Origin of the sequence: Streptomyces sp. MMG1121 (genome assembly GCF_001280015.1) — a bacterium.
In the GTDB taxonomy this organism is placed as follows: Bacteria; Actinomycetota; Actinomycetes; order Streptomycetales; family Streptomycetaceae; genus Streptomyces.
Window position 1 is genome coordinate 73,533 of record NZ_LGDV01000198.1, and the last position, 14,532, is coordinate 88,064.

13 protein-coding genes and 1 tRNA gene are annotated in these 14,532 nt (G+C 70.6%); 3 read left to right on the forward strand and 11 right to left on the reverse strand.

Annotated elements, in window-relative coordinates; translation table 11 throughout:
* Positions 1-416: 416 nt before the first annotated feature.
* Entirely contained in the window at positions 417-2,423 is a 2,007-nt protein-coding gene (locus tag ADK64_RS24090; protein ID WP_053661918.1) for a SpoIIE family protein phosphatase, read from the forward strand.
* A 322-nt stretch (positions 2,424-2,745) separates the two neighbouring features.
* Here ADK64_RS24090 and ADK64_RS24095 read toward each other — a convergent pair.
* Positions 2,746-2,827 (reverse strand) — tRNA-Tyr (locus tag ADK64_RS24095).
* Positions 2,828-3,052: 225 nt separating this feature from the next.
* On the opposite strand from ADK64_RS24095, the gene ADK64_RS24100 reads away from it, so the two are divergent.
* The gene (locus tag ADK64_RS24100; protein ID WP_053661936.1) at positions 3,053-3,541 is read left to right on the forward strand and encodes a YajQ family cyclic di-GMP-binding protein; all 489 of its coding nucleotides are present in this window, start codon (positions 3,053-3,055) and stop codon (positions 3,539-3,541) included.
* A 134-nt stretch (positions 3,542-3,675) separates the two neighbouring features.
* Here ADK64_RS24100 and ADK64_RS24105 read toward each other — a convergent pair whose 3' ends face one another.
* Positions 3,676-3,942 (reverse strand): GlsB/YeaQ/YmgE family stress response membrane protein, encoded by a 267-nt coding sequence (locus tag ADK64_RS24105; protein ID WP_053661919.1) that lies wholly within the window; start codon positions 3,940-3,942, stop codon positions 3,676-3,678.
* A 153-nt stretch (positions 3,943-4,095) separates the two neighbouring features.
* On the opposite strand from ADK64_RS24105, the gene ADK64_RS24110 reads away from it, so the two are divergent.
* Positions 4,096-5,349 carry an APC family permease gene (locus ADK64_RS24110; protein WP_053661920.1) on the forward strand — a complete coding sequence of 418 codons (1,254 nt, stop codon included), beginning with the start codon at positions 4,096-4,098 and terminating at the stop codon, positions 5,347-5,349.
* Positions 5,350-5,362: 13 nt separating this feature from the next.
* On the opposite strand, the gene ADK64_RS24115 is transcribed toward ADK64_RS24110, so the two are convergent.
* The 9 genes from ADK64_RS24115 to ADK64_RS24155 form a co-directional block, all read right to left on the reverse strand.
* Positions 5,363-5,755 carry a YccF domain-containing protein gene (locus ADK64_RS24115; RefSeq protein WP_053661921.1) on the reverse strand — a complete coding sequence of 131 codons (393 nt, stop codon included), beginning with the start codon at positions 5,753-5,755 and terminating at the stop codon, positions 5,363-5,365.
* Positions 5,752-6,615, reverse strand: a complete 864-nt coding sequence (gene htpX, locus ADK64_RS24120) for a zinc metalloprotease HtpX (RefSeq protein WP_053661922.1) — start codon at positions 6,613-6,615, stop codon at positions 5,752-5,754. Before htpX ends, ADK64_RS24115 begins: the two co-directional genes overlap by 4 nt.
* 189 nt (positions 6,616-6,804) lie before the next feature.
* Positions 6,805-8,322 (reverse strand): NADH-quinone oxidoreductase subunit N, encoded by a 1,518-nt coding sequence (locus tag ADK64_RS24125; protein WP_053661923.1) that lies wholly within the window; start codon positions 8,320-8,322, stop codon positions 6,805-6,807.
* Positions 8,319-9,893 carry an NADH-quinone oxidoreductase subunit M gene (locus ADK64_RS24130; RefSeq protein ID WP_053661924.1) on the reverse strand — a complete coding sequence of 525 codons (1,575 nt, stop codon included), beginning with the start codon at positions 9,891-9,893 and terminating at the stop codon, positions 8,319-8,321. Before ADK64_RS24130 ends, ADK64_RS24125 begins: the two co-directional genes overlap by 4 nt.
* A 6-nt stretch (positions 9,894-9,899) precedes the next feature.
* Positions 9,900-11,921, reverse strand: coding sequence for an NADH-quinone oxidoreductase subunit L (locus ADK64_RS24135; RefSeq protein ID WP_053661925.1), 2,022 nt, complete (start codon positions 11,919-11,921; stop codon positions 9,900-9,902).
* On the reverse strand, positions 11,918-12,307 hold the full coding sequence (nuoK, locus tag ADK64_RS24140; protein ID WP_053661926.1) for an NADH-quinone oxidoreductase subunit NuoK: 390 nt from the start codon (positions 12,305-12,307) through the stop codon (positions 11,918-11,920). The genes ADK64_RS24135 and nuoK overlap by 4 nt, the downstream gene beginning before the upstream one ends.
* On the reverse strand, positions 12,307-12,963 hold the full coding sequence (locus ADK64_RS24145; protein ID WP_053661927.1) for an NADH-quinone oxidoreductase subunit J: 657 nt from the start codon (positions 12,961-12,963) through the stop codon (positions 12,307-12,309). The genes nuoK and ADK64_RS24145 overlap by 1 nt, the downstream gene beginning before the upstream one ends.
* Positions 12,960-13,511 carry a NuoI/complex I 23 kDa subunit family protein gene (locus tag ADK64_RS24150; protein WP_053661928.1) on the reverse strand — a complete coding sequence of 184 codons (552 nt, stop codon included), beginning with the start codon at positions 13,509-13,511 and terminating at the stop codon, positions 12,960-12,962. Before ADK64_RS24150 ends, ADK64_RS24145 begins: the two co-directional genes overlap by 4 nt.
* Positions 13,511-14,479: a complex I subunit 1/NuoH family protein gene (locus ADK64_RS24155; protein ID WP_053661929.1), complete on the reverse strand. Its 969-nt coding sequence runs from the start codon at positions 14,477-14,479 to the stop codon at positions 13,511-13,513. The genes ADK64_RS24150 and ADK64_RS24155 overlap by 1 nt, the downstream gene beginning before the upstream one ends.
* Positions 14,480-14,532: the final 53 nt, after the last annotated feature.

The following is a 14,532-nucleotide window of genomic DNA, read 5'->3' on the forward strand; positions in this document are numbered from 1 at the left end:
AGGTGATTCCGGCATCGGGCATCAGGCATCAGGCATCAGGCATCAGGCATCAGGCATCAGGCATCAGGCATCGGACATCGGACATCGGACATCGCGCAAACGACGAGAGCCCGTGTGGCGGCGCCAGGATTCGAACCTGGGAGGGCACAGCCGGCAGATTTGCAGCAGGCTCCGCCCACGTCTGTGACCTGCGCCTTCCCTGATAGCAGGCGCTATGGGACACCTGGGGAAACGAGTCGGACGGCGGCCGACCGCGGCTTTGCAGCCACCCCGGCGGGTCCGGCGCACCCAACCTAGACTCAAGGGGACGGAGCTCACCGCGAGACCGCCCTGCTGATGACTCGGCCACCGGTTCGTGCGCAGGGCAGGGGATGCGCATGTCAGGTCCACGCAAGAGACGCGCACGTGCGGGGCTGGTGCCCCTTACCGCCGTCGCCGGTGGGCTGCTCGCCCTACTGATCGGGCTTGCCTTCACGATGCTGCTCTGGTCGATCATCGGGCTCGGCGAGTCGACGGCCGCCGACCGCCGCACACAGACGGCGCTCGCCCAGGCGAGGACGGTCGAGGGACTCATCGTCGACCTGGAGACAGGCCAGCGCGGCTTCGTCATCACCGGGGAGAAGCAGTTCCTTGAGCCATGGCAGACCGCCCGAACCACGTTCTCCGGCCAGGCACAGCAACTCGTACGTCTCAGCACCACCCCCAGCCAGAGGACACTGGCCCAGCACATCAGGCAGGCCGGCGAGTCCCTCATCCACGACTACTCGATTCCGCTGGTCGCAGCTGCGAGCCGCGGGGATTCCCGTGCACACGGCGTCGCGGCGACGCTGGAAGGGAAGCGGCGGGTCGACGCGCTCAGGAAGCAGTTCGACCGGTACGACTCGACGCAGCAAGCCCTGATCAGGGCGCGTGAAAGCGCGGCCAACGCTGACGCCCGGGAAGCGGTCGTGGCAGCGTCGATCGGCCTTACCGGCTCAATGCTCCTCATCGCGACCTTCGCCGGGTACGTGATCCGGGCCGTCGTCTGGCCGGTCCGCAAGGCGGCCGGCGTGGCCTCTCAGCTCGCCGACGGCGACCTCTCCGTGCGGATGCCCGAAGCCGGCAGGGGCGAGATCGGGCAGCTCGGGACAGCGTTCAACACCATGGCCTGCTCCCTTGAGGAGAGTCGTGAGCAGGCACGTCACGCTCACGAGCGCCTCGGACTGTTGTACGAAGCCAGCATGGTCATCGGCGCGACTCTCGACGCGAAGCAGACCGCACAGGAACTGGTGCGCGTGCTGGTCCCACGCTTCGCCGACTTCGTCACCGTCGACCTGGCCTTGCCCGTCCTGCTCGTCGACGAGCCGCTCGCCGACCACGGCGCATGGGCTCGCCGCGTCGCACTGGGTGGAGTCCGCGATGACCCCCCGCTCGACCCCGTGGACTCACATATCGCTCTCGCGACCGCGAGCGCGACCTTCGCGCCGGATCTTCGTACCTCCTCTGCATGGCGGGCCCATCACGGCCACCAGGCCCGCAACCTGCTGGACTACGGCATGCACTCACTGATCACCGCCCCGCTGTACTCACGGCGCACACTTGTGGGTGCGATCGGCCTCTGGCGAGCGGAGAACCCCAGCCCGTTCGCGGAGGACGAGCTGTCCGATGCCGAGGAAATCGCGGCCAAGGCCGCCGTGGCGATCGACAACGCCCTCAGCTACGCCCGCGAGCACGACACTGCTCTGACGCTGCAACGAAGCATGCTGCCCCGCAGCTTCAGCCCCCCTGGCGGTATCGAGATCGCCCACCGCTACCTGCCCGCCTCCGACGCCAGTGAGGTGGGCGGTGACTGGTACGACGTGGCCACTCTGACCCCGGACAAGGCCGCCCTGGCCATCGGCGACGTCATGGGGCACGGCATCCCCGCCGCCGCCGTCATGGGGCAGATGCGCAGCACACTCCGCGCCCTCGTCCGCCTGGACCTGCCCCCCGACCAGCTCCTGCACCACCTCGATCAGACAATGCAGGACCTCGACGGCCCGATCCTGGCCACATGCCTGTACGGCGTCTGTGACGCCGCGGCCAACCGCTGCTGGCTCGCCCGGGCCGGACACCCACCTCCTGCCCTGATCACCCCCGACGGCACTGCCCACCTCATCGACCTGCCCCCTGGCGCACCGCTCGGCATCGGTGGCATCTCCTACACGACCACCGAGATCCCCGTCGCTCCCGGGACCGTGCTCGTCCTCTACACCGACGGGCTCGTCGAAGCCCGCGAGCACGACCTCGATGAGCGCCTGGAGGAGCTCACCCACCTCCTCGCCGGCACCCATCCGTCCCTCGACGAGCTAGCCGACACCCTCATCAACCGCCTCGCCCCGACCCCCGCGCAGGACGACATCGCCCTCCTCATCGCCCGCGTCGGCACCTCGGCCCCCCGGTGAACACCCTGGCCACAACGGCGTACCCGGCCGGTGCCCATCCCGCCGCACTTCGTCCGCATGCTGCGGGAGCACATCGCCGCGCAGGGCACGGCACCTGATGGGCGGCTCTTCCGGACCGACGGATGCGATGCAGTGATCATCCTCTCCCCCGGGGGCCAACTGGGGGACACGCGCTGACTGACGGCTTCACTGACGACGGGCTACGGGCGGTACGAGGTGAGGCACGGCCGCACCTCGTCCACGGCGAATCGAACGTATGCCGACAACGAAAAACCCCCTCTGATCAGGAAAATATCCTGATCAGAGGGGGTTTTCCCCAGTGTGGCGGCGCCAGGATTCGAACCTGGGAAGGCGAAGCCGGCAGATTTACAGTCTGCTCCCTTTGGCCGCTCGGGCACACCGCCGGGGTGGCGACCAGATCGAACCGCTTTTCGGCGGTGCTCCCTGGCAACGACGTAAACAATACCCGATACGGAGGGGTGCTTCGCCACCCGATTGATCTCCACCCGTCGGCTCGCCGGGTGGCTAGGCTGGTGCGGATGCGGTCCGGCGCCCTGCCGGGCCCGGCGGCCGCCGCCGCGCACGCCGGCACGCACCCGATACGCACCCGATACAAGGAGCCACAGGACATGGCCGACTCCAGTTTCGACATCGTCTCGAAGGTCGAGCGGCAGGAGGTCGACAACGCCCTCAACCAGGCCGCCAAGGAGATCTCGCAGCGCTACGACTTCAAGGGCGTGGGTGCCTCGATCTCGTGGTCCGGTGAGAAGATCCTCATGGAGGCGAACTCCGAGGACCGGGTGAACGCTGTCCTCGACGTCTTCCAGTCCAAGCTGGTCAAGCGCGGTATCTCGCTGAAGGCGCTGGACGCGGGCGAGCCCCAGCTGTCCGGCAAGGAGTACAAGATCTTCGCATCGATCGAGGAGGGCATCTCCCAGGACAACGCGAAGAAGGTGGCGAAGATCATCCGCGACGAGGGTCCGAAGGGCGTGAAGGCCCAGGTGCAGGGTGACGAACTGCGCGTCAGCTCCAAGAGCCGCGACGACCTCCAGACGGTGATCGCGCTCCTGAAGGGCAAGGACTTCGACTTCGCGCTGCAGTTCGTGAACTACCGGTAGGACACCAGCGATCCAAAGGGGCGGCGTTCACCGGTAGGAGATCGGTGAGAACACGAAGAGTGGGCCGCCCGGGCATCGGGCGGCCCACTCTTCGTCGCTCCTGCGCACGGCGCCCGCGCGGTGTGACGCGGCGCTCAGTCGCGTGAGTTGCCGAACAGGATGCGATAGACGATCAGCAGCACCAGGGAACCGCCGACGGCCGCCACCCAGGTGGCTCCGTCGTAGAAGCTCTTGGTGATCGGGTGGTCCAGCCAGCGGGCCGAGATCCAGCCGCCGATGAACGCGCCGGCGACGCCGATGAGGGTCGTACCGATGAAGCCGCCGGGGTCACGTCCCGGCAGGAGGACCTTGGCGATGATTCCGGCCGCCAGGCCCAGGATGATCCAAGCGATGATGCCCATGCCGTGAACCTGCCCTTCCGAACTGTCTTCGCACTGTTCGGCTGCTGATGATCCGGTGAGGACCCGCTGTCGACACGCACACGTACGTGTCTCGTCGGTGGAGAGGACGTCACAGGTCCCCCACCTGGTTGCGGGGTCGGTAGGGTGCGGCGCGTGAGACCTTCCGACACCGGACTGCGACGCACGCTGGGGGTGCGGGACGCCGTGGTCGTCGGTCTCGGTTCGATGATCGGGGCGGGCGTCTTCTCGGCCCTGGGGCCGGCCGCGCGCGTGGCCGGCACGGGGCTGCTGCCCGGGCTGGCGCTCGCGGCCCTGGTGGCCTACTGCAACGCCATGTCCTCGGCCCGCCTCGCCGCCCGCTACCCGGCCTCCGGCGGGACGTACGTCTACGGGCGGGAGCGGCTGGGCGCCTTCTGGGGGTATCTCGCGGGCTGGGCGTTCGTGGTCGGCAAGACGGCGTCCTGCGCGGCCATGGCGCTCACCGTGGGCGCGTACGTCTGGCCGGGGCAGGCCCACGCGGTGGCGGTCGCGGCGGTCGGGGCGCTGACGGCCGTGAACTACGGCGGGATCCAGAAGTCGGCGTGGCTGACGCGGGTGATCGTGGCCGTGGTGCTGGCCGTCCTCGCAACCGTGGTCGTCTCGTGCCTCGCCTCCGGGCAGGCCGGCGCCGGACGGCTGGACATCGGGCTGTCGTCCGGCGCGGGCGGGGTGCTCCAGGCGGCCGGGCTGCTGTTCTTCGCGTTCGCCGGGTACGCGCGGATCGCGACCCTCGGCGAGGAGGTACGGGATCCGGCACGGACCATCCCGCGCGCGATCCCGCTGGCCCTGGGGATCGCACTGGTGGTGTACGCGTGCGTGGCCGTCGCCGCGCTCACCGTCCTCGGTGCGGGCCGGCTCGGGTACGCGACGGCGCCGCTGGCCGAGGCCGTGCGGGCGGCCGGGATGCCGGCGCTTGTGCCGGTGGTGCGCGCGGGGGCGGTGGTGGCCGCGCTGGGGTCGCTGCTCGCGCTGGTCCTCGGGGTGTCCCGCACGACGCTCGCCATGGCCCGGGACGGGCATCTGCCCAGGGCTCTGGCGGCCGTGCATCCCCGGTTCCGAGTGCCGCACCGGGCGGAGCTTGCCGTGGGCGCGGTGGTCGCCATGGCGGCCGCGACGGTGGACGTGCGCGGCGCGATCGGCTTCTCCTCCTTCGGCGTACTGGCCTACTACGCCGTCGCCAACGCGTCCGCGTGGACACTGAGTCCGGCCCCGCTGTCCCGCGCGGTGCCCGTGGTGGGCCTGCTGGGCTGCGCCACGCTGGCGTTCGCGCTGCCCGCCGTCTCGGTGGCGGCGGGAGCGGGCGTGCTCGCGGCGGGCGCGGCGGCCTACGGCGTACGACGGTGGTGGGCGGACCGGCGCGAGGCGTGACCCGGTGTCCTGCTCAGCGGGAGGCGAACGGCTGGTCCGTGGGCACGATCTCGCGGCCCAGGGGCAGCAGGGAGACCGGGATCAGCTTGAAGTTGGCGATGCCGAACGGGATACCGATGATCGTGATGCACAGGGCGATGCCGGTGACGATGTGGGCGAGCGCCAGCCACCAGCCGGCCAGGATCAGCCACAGGACGTTGCCGATGCAGGAGGGGGCGCCCGCGTCGCGGCGCTCGACCGTGGTGTACCCGAAGGGCCACAGGGCGTAGAGGCCGACGCGGAAGGCGGCGATGCCGAACGGGATACCGATGATCGTGATGCACAGCAGGACGCCGGCGAGCAGATAACCGAGAAACAGCCAAAAGCCGCTCAGGACGAGCCAAATCACGTTCAGGATGGTCTTCACCGGTAACGACCTGCCATCTTTTCGAGCCGGGCGATGCGCTCCGCCATAGGCGGGTGCGTGGAGAACATCTTCGTCAGTCCCTGGCCCGCGCGGAAGGGGTTCGCGATCATCATGTGGCTCGCGGTCTCGATCCGGGGCTCGGGCGGCAGCGGGAGTTGCTGGGTGCCAGCCTCCAGCTTGCGCAGCGCGCTGGCGAGGGCGAGGGGGTCGCCGGTGAGCTGAGCGCCGGAGGCATCCGCCTCGTACTCGCGGGAGCGGCTGATGGCCAGTTGGATGAGGGTGGCCGCGAGCGGGCCGAGGATCATGACCAGGAGCATGCCGAGCAGGCCGGGGCCGTCGTCGTCGTCCGAGCGGCCGATCGGGATGAGCCAGGCGAAGTTCACCAGGAACATGATCACCGAGGCGAGAGCGCCGGCGACCGAGGAGATCAGGATGTCCCGGTTGTAGACGTGGCTCAACTCGTGCCCGATCACGCCTCGCAGCTCGCGCTCGTCCAGCAGGCGCAGGATGCCCTCGGTGCAGCACACCGCGGCGTTGCGCGGGTTGCGGCCCGTGGCGAACGCGTTGGGGGCCTCCGTCGGCGAGATGTACAGGCGGGGCATGGGCTGGCGGGCCTGCGTGGACAGCTCACGGACCATTCGGTACAGCGCAGGCGCCTCGAACTCGCTGACCGGGCGGGCGCGCATCGCGCGAAGCGCCAGCTTGTCGCTGTTCCAGTACGCGTACGCGTTCGTGCCGAGCGCGATCAGGACCGCGACGATGAGTCCGGTGCGGCCGAAGAAGCTGCCGATGACGATGATGAGTGCGGACAGTCCCCCGAGGAGTACTGCGGTCCTGAGCCCGTTGTGCCGGCGGTGCACCGTACGTCCTCCAAATCGTGCAGCTGGGGAACACTTTGGTCCAGTGGACCCTCCCGCTTGTGACAACGCCAGGCGACGGCCACGAGTTCCCTGTGCCCGCGCGGGCACCGGTCGGCTGTACGGGTGACGTGCTGCTTTGCCCTCACGCGCGGGGGACGCACGGATGCTCCACGCGCGCGGGGCGGTTTCTCAGAACAGTCCGGTGGCCGCGAAACGGAGGACCAGCTGGGGTGCTCCGGACAGGGCCACGCCGACGACCCCGGTGAGGGCGATGGCCGCCGTGAGCGAGGCCGGAACGGGGTGCCGGGCGGGCTCGCCCTCGGGGGCGCGGAACAGCAGGGCCGTCCACTGCAGGTAGTAGAAGAGGGCGATGACCACGTTGACGGCCATGACGACGGCGAGCCAGCCGAGGCCCGCGTCGACGGCCGCCGAGAACACGGTGACCTTGGCGAACAGGCCGATGATGCCCGGCGGCAGCCCGGCCAGGCAGAGCAGGAAGAACGCCAGGAGGAGCGCGGTGAGCGGGTTGGTGGCGTACAGGCCCCGGTAGTCGCTGATCCGGTTCAGGGCCCTGCTGCGGCCCACCAGGGCGGCGACGGCGAACGCGCCGAGGTTCACGGCGGCGTACATCAGCGCGTAGGCGACCGTGGAGCCGATCTCCTTCTGGGGGTTCTTGGCGTATCCGGCGGCAGCGATCGGCACCAGCAGGTAGCCGGCCTGCCCGATGGAGGACCAGGCGAGCAGTCGTACGGCGCTGTACGCGCGCGTGGCCTGCTGACGCAGGGCGCCGACGTTGCCGACGGTCATGGTGAGGGCGGCCAGAACGGCGAGCGCGGGCCCCCAGACGTCGGCGTACGACGGGAACGCGACGACGGTGACGAGGATCAGACCGGTGAAGCCCACCGCCTTGCCGACGACCGACAGGTAGGCGGCGACGGGCAGCGGCGCGCCCACGTAGGTGTCGGGCACCCAGAAGTGGAAGGGCACGGCGGCCGTCTTGAAGGCGAAGCCGACCAGGGTGAGGACGACACCGGTCTGGGCGAGGGTGTGCAGTTGTCCGTCGACGTGCGGCAGGCGCTGGGCGACCTGGGTGAGGTAGAGGGTGCCGGTGGAGGCGTAGACGAAGCTGATGCCCATCAGACTGACCGCGGTGGCCGTGACCGAGGACAGGAAGAACTTCAGGGCGGCCTCGGCGGACCGTTTGTCGCCGTGCCGGATGCCGACGAGCGCGAAGGCCGGCAGGGAGGCGACCTCCAGGGCGACGATCAGGGTGGCCAGGTCGCGGGCGGCGGGCAGCAGGGCGGCGCCGGCCGCGGAGGACAGGAGCAGGAACCAGAACTCGCCCGCCGGGACGCGACGCCGGTCGTCGTCGAGGTTCGTGACGGACAGCAGAGCCGCGAGCAGGGCGCCGCCGAGGACCAGGAACTGGATGACGAGCGTGAAGTGGTCGGCGGTGTAACTGCACGCGCGCGCGTGGCCGTTCACGCAGAAGGTGCTGCGGTCGCCGTCCAGGAGTGGCAGGAGCATCAGCGCGGCGACGGCGAGGCCCGCGACGGAGAGTCGGCCGAGCAGCGGCTTACGGGCCTCGGGCAGGAACAGGTCGGCGACCAGGACGACGATTCCCATCGCGGCGGCGATGGCCGGCGGGGCGACGGCGAGCCAGTCGACGGACTGGATCAGCGACTCGGCGAGGGGCTGGGCGCTCATCGGGTGCCTCCTGCGAGGAGCTGCTGCACGGCCGGGTCGGTCAGGCCGAGCAGGGCCCTCGGCCACAGTCCGGCGGCGACGGTGAGGGCGACGAGCGGGGTCCAGGCGGCGAGCTCGTAGCCGTGGACGTCCGCGAGCTCGGGCATGTCCTGGGGTACGTCGCCCATGCAGACGCGGCGGACCACGATCAGCATGTACGCGGCCGTCAGCAGGGTGCCGAACGCGCCGATCGCCATGAAGGTGAGGAACGCGGGCCGGCCGAGGTCGGCCGCGGGCTTGAACGCGCCGAACAGGGCCAGCATCTCGCCCCAGAACCCGGCGAGGCCGGGCAGGCCGAGCGAGGCGACCGCGCCGAAGGCGAGCAGGCCGCCGAGGCGCGGAGCCTTGCCGTACAGGGCGGCGCCGGTCTCTTCGGCGAGGGTGTCGAGGTCGGTGCTGCCGGTGCGGTCCTTCAGCGCGCCGACCAGGAAGAACAGGAGGCCGGTGATGAGGCCGTGGGCGATGTTGGCGAACAGCGCGCCGTTCACGCCGGTCGGGGTCATGGTGGCGATGCCCAGCAGGACGAAGCCCATGTGGCCGACGGAGGAGTAGGCGATCAGGCGCTTGAGGTCGCCCTTGGCACCCCGTTTGGCGAGGGCCAGGCAGGCCAGGGATCCGTAGATGATCCCGACGACGGCGAACGCGGCGAGGTACGGCGCGAAGGTGTGGAAGCCGTGCGGCGCGATCGGCAGCAGGATCCGGACGAACCCGTACGTTCCCATCTTCAGCAGGACACCGGCCAGCATGACCGAGCCGACGGTCGGGGCGGCGGTGTGGGCGTCGGGCAGCCAGCTGTGCAGCGGCCACATCGGCGCCTTGACCGCGAGCCCGATCCCGATCGCCAGAACGGCGATGACCTGCACGGATGCGGTGAGAGAACGGCCGTTGTCAGTGGCGAGTGCCACCATGTCGAACGTGCCCGCCTTGATTCCGATCAGGAGCAGGCCGAGCAGCATGACGACGGAGCCGAGCAGCGTGAACAGGATGAACTTCCACGCGGCCCGGGTCCGGCCCTCGCCGCCCCAGCGGGCGATGAGGAAGTACATCGGGATGAGGACCATCTCGAACGCGAGGAAGAACAGCAGCAGGTCGAGGACGGCGAAGGTGGCGAGGGTGCCCGACTCGAGCAGGAGCAGCAGCGCGACGAACGCCTTCGGGGAACCGCCCGCGGGCGGCTTGAAGTAGGAGTACAGCGCGCAGAGGAAGGTCAGCAGCGCGGTCAGGACCAGCAGCGGGAGGGAGATGCCGTCGATGCCGAGGTGGATGCGCACGTCGAGCGCGGGGATCCAGCTGATATCGGTCGTGGCCTGCATCCTCGACGGGTGGGCGTGGTCGAAGCCGAGCGCCAGGACGATCACGGCGATGAGGATCACGCCGGTCACGGTGACGCCGTGCCGCAGCACGGCCTGCTCGGGCGACTTCCCCTTCAGCCCGGGCGGGGGCGGCAGGAGAGCGGCGACGGCGCCGAGGAGCGGGCCGGCGACGATCAACGCCAGAAGGAACTGCATCACGGACTCGTTGATATCGATCACGCCTGCTCACGCTCCCGTGGCGACGAGGACGACGGCGACCGCCAGGACGACGGTGCCGGCGAGCAGCGCGCTCACATAGGTCTGCACATTGCCGGTCTGCGCCCGCCGTACGGCGGCCCCGAGCAGCCGGGGCAGGGCGGCCGCGCCGCGTACGTAGGTGTCGACGACCTCACGGTCGAGGAACCGGACGAGACTCGCTCCGGCCTGGACCGGGCGGACGAACAGCGCCGAGTACACGGCGTCCAGGTGGAAGCCGGCGGCCGCGTACCGGTACAGCGGGCCGAGCAGCAGCCGCCCGGGGTCGGGCGCGTGGGCGAGGTCGCGGTCGGCCGGGCCGTGGTCGGCGAGGGCGTGGGCCTCGACCAAGCTCGCGTCGCCCTCGGGGTGCGCGGCGGCCTCGCCCTGGAGGTGCTCCCACTCGAAGGAGGGCGCGGGTGCCGCCGGGACGCGGGCGGCGAGCGCGCTGGTGCGCTGCCAGGCGCCGTAGGTGAGCAGTGCGCCGACCAGGGCGAGGCCGGTGCCGAGGATGGAGGTGAGGAGGGTCGGGGTCAGGGCGTGGCCGTCGAACCAGCCGGGCAGCGAGCGGTAGGCGAGGCCGCCGAAGGCCAGGGAGGGCACGGCCAGGACCCACAGCACCACGGTCATCGTCAGGGGCTGGCGGCCGTGGTCGGGGGCCGCGGTGCCCCGGCCGTGGAAGGCCAGCAGCCAAAGGCGGGTCGCGTAGGCGGCAGTCAGCAGGGCCGTGAGCATGCCGGCGACGAGGACGATCCAGCCGGCGGCGCCCGGGGCGTGGTCCGTGTGGCCGTCGACCACGTGCTCGGCGGCGCCGAGGACGGACTCCTTGGAGAAGAAGCCGCTGAACGGCGGAATCGCGGCGAGCGCGAGCAGCGCCACGGTCATCGTCCAGTAGGCGTCCGGGACGCGGTCGCGCAGGCCGCGCATGCGGGACATGGCGGCCAGCGAGTTGGTGCCGGCGGCGTGGATGATCACGCCGGCCGCGAGGAACAGCAGCGCCTTGAAGGCGCCGTGGGACAGGAGGTGGAAGACGGCGGCACCGCGGTCGCCGACGGCGAGCGCGCCGGTCATGTAGCCGAGCTGACCGATCGTCGAGTAGGCGAGGACGCGCTTGATGTCGTCCTGGGCGAGCGCGGCGAGCGCCGAGCCGGCCATCGTGACGGCGGCCATGACGGCCAGCACGACCATCGCGGCCTGGGAGGCCTCGAAGACCGGGAGGAGACGGGCGATGAAGTAGACACCGGCGGCGACCATCGTCGCGGCGTGGATCAGCGCCGAGACGGGCGTGGGGCCCGCCATCGCGTCCGGGAGCCAGGTGTGCAGCGGGAACTGCGCCGACTTGCCGGCCACGCCCGCGAGGAGCAGCAGGGCGATCAGCGTCGGGTGGTGCAGGTCGCCGCTCGCCACGGCGCCCAGGACGCGGGTGATGCGGAACGACCCGGCGTCGGTGCCGAGGGCGAACAGGCCGATGAGGAACGGCACGTCGCCGAGCTTGGTGACCAGGAAGGCCTTCAGGGAGGCGGCGCGGGCCTCGGGGGTCTCCCAGTAGTGGCCGACGAGGAAGTAGGAGCAGATGCCCATGACTTCCCAGCCGACCAGCAGCACGATGAGGTCGCCGGAGTAGACGACCAGGAGCATCGCGGAGGTGAACAGGGAGACGAGAGCGGCGTAGGAGGGGTAGCGCGGGTCGTCGCGCAGATAGCCCGTCGAGTAGATCTGCACGCAGGTCGCGACGAACGCGACCAGGATCGCGACGAGCGCGGCGAAGCCGTCGATGTGCAGGGCCAGCTCGATCGGGACCGAGCCGGTGGGCGTCAGCACCGTGTGGGCGTCGACGGAGCGGCCGCCGCCCTGATGGGCGGCGATGACCGCGGCCAGGACGAGCGAGGCGAGCGGCGGCAGTACGGCGAGCGGGCGGACGAAGGCGGGGGCGGTGCGGCCGAGCAGCAGGCCGGCCGCGGCGCCCAGGAACGGCAGGAGGGGGACGAGGACGGCGAGGGTGGTCGTGGTCACGCGGTGGCCTCGGTCTTCTCGGCCGCGGAGGTGCCGGGGCCCTCGGTGCCGGGGCCGCCGGTCTCGGGGCCCTCGGCGGTGTCGCGGAGCTTGTCGATGTCGGAGGTGCCGCGGTTGCGGTAGACGGCGAGCACGATCGCCAGGCCGATGCCGATCTCGGCGGCGGCGATGGCGATGGTGAACAGGGTCAGCGCCTGGCCGGAGTGCAGGGTCTCCTTCGCGGCCCGGCTGAGCCAGACGTCGAAGGCGACCAGGTTGAGGTTGACGGCGTTGAGCATCAGCTCGACCGACATCAGGACCAGGATCGCGTTGCGGCGGGCGAGGACGCCGTACAGGCCGGTGCAGAAGAGGAGGGCGGAGAGTACGGCGGGGTAGGCGAGGTGCATCAGCGGGCTCCTTCCTTCTCGGCCGGGTGAATTCCGGAATCCGTGACGGAAGGGGAACTCTCGGTGACCGTCCGGGAGTTCACAGGGGGAGGGCCCGACTCCGCCTTCGCCTTGCGGGACAGGACGATCGCGCCGACCAGTGCCGCGAGGAGGAGGACGGACAGGGCCTCGAAGGGCAGCACCCAGTTCCGGAACAGGCTCTCGCCGGTGACCCGGGTGGTGCCGGCGGCGGGGCCGGTCAGATCGATCCAGGTGGTGCGGAAGGCGTCGCCGACCACCCAGACCAGGGCCACGGCGGCGGCCAGCGCGACGGCGAGGGCGACCCAGCGGTTGCCGGAGTCGGCGTCCGGGGAGCGGCCGATCGGCGCCTTGGTGAGCATGAGACCGAACAGGAGGAGGACGACGACGGAACCGACGTAGATGAGGACCTGCACCCAGGCGATGAACTCGGCGGTGAGCAGGAGGTACTCGACGGCGAGGCCACCGAGCGCGACCACCAGCCACAGGGCGGCGTGCACCAGCTGGCGGGTGGTGACGGTGATCAGGGCGGCGCCGAAGGTGACGAGGCCGACGAGCAGGAAGGCGATCTCGACGCCGGTCGGGGACAGGAAGCCGTGCCGGGCCGCGGCCAGGCTCACGGTCGAGGCGAGGTTCATGACTGTCCCTCCCCCGGCTGGGCCTGCGCGGCCGCCAGCTTCTCGGCGGTCTTGCGGGCGGCGGCGATCTCCTTCGGCTCCTCCGCGGCGGGGTCCAGGGCGGGCGGGGCCGGGACGGTCCACATCCACTCGCGGAGCTTGTCCCGCTCGTGGGTGAGGTCGCGGATGTCGGTCTCGGCGTACTCGAACTCCGGGGACCAGAACAGGGCGTCGAAAGGACAGACCTCGATGCAGATACCGCAGTACATGCACAGGGAGAAGTCGATCGCGAACCGGTCGAGGACGTTGCGGCTGCGCTCACGGCCGCCGGGGGCGGCCGGCGGGACGGTCTCCTTGTGGGAGTCGATGTAGATGCACCAGTCCGGGCACTCGCGGGCGCAGAGCATGCAGACCGTGCAGTTCTCCTCGAACAGACCGATCACGCCCCTGGTGCGGGGCGGCAGCTCGGGCTGGGCGTCCGGGTACTGGTCGGTGACGGACTTCCTCGTCATCGTGCGCAGGGTGACGGCCAGGCCCTTGGCGAGGCCACTGCCAGGAATGGGGGCCATTAGCTGATCACCACCTTGACGATGCCGGTGAGGGCGATCTGGGCGAGGGAGAGGGGGACGAGGAGGGTCCAGGAGAGCTTCTGGAGCTGGTCCTCGCGCAGGCGGGGGTAGGTGACGCGGAGCCAGATGACGACGAAGGCGAGGATCGCGGTCTTCAGCAGGGTCCACAGCCAGCCGAGCCCGTCGGCGCCCCAGGGTCCGTGCCAGCCGCCCAGGAAGAGGACGGTGGTCAGACCGCACAGGACGACGATGCCTGCGTACTCGGCGAGGAGGAAGAGTGCGAAACGCAGGCCCGTGTACTCGGTGTACGCGCCGAAGATGATCTCCGAGTCGGCGACGGGCATGTCGAACGGCGGGCGCTGCAGTTCGGCGAGGCCAGCGGTGAAGAAGACGAGCGCGCCGACGATCTGCCAGGGCACCCACCACCAGTGGAAGGCGTGCAGGATGCCGGGCAGGGAGACCGTGCCCGCGGCCATCGCGACCGAGGCGGCCGCCAGCAGCATCGGGAGTTCGTAGGCGAGCAGCTGGGCGGCCGTGCGCAGGCCGCCGAGCAGGGAGAACTTGTTCGCGCTGGCCCAGCCGGCCATGAGCGAGCCGAGCACGCCGACGCCCATCACCGCGAGCACGAAGAAGACGCCCGCGTCGAGGACCTGGCCGACGGCTCCCTCGCTCGGGCCGATCGGGATGGCGAGCAGGACAAGGAGGTACGGCAGCAGGGCGACGGCGGGGGCGAGCTGGAAGACGCGGCGGTCGGCGCCCGCCGGGACCACGTCCTCCTTCTGCGCGAACTTCACGCCGTCCGCGATGAGCTGGGCCCAGCCGTGGAAGCCGCCGGCGTACATCGGGCCGAGGCGGCCCTGCATGTGGGCCATCACCTTGTGCTCGGTCTGGCCGACGATCAGCGGGAAGGTGAGGAAGACGACGAACACGACCAGCAGTCGCAGGGCGACGTCCAGCGCGCCGTTCACTGCGGGCCTCCTGTGGGGTCTTCGTCGGGGGATTCGGGGGTGGGGGCTTCGGG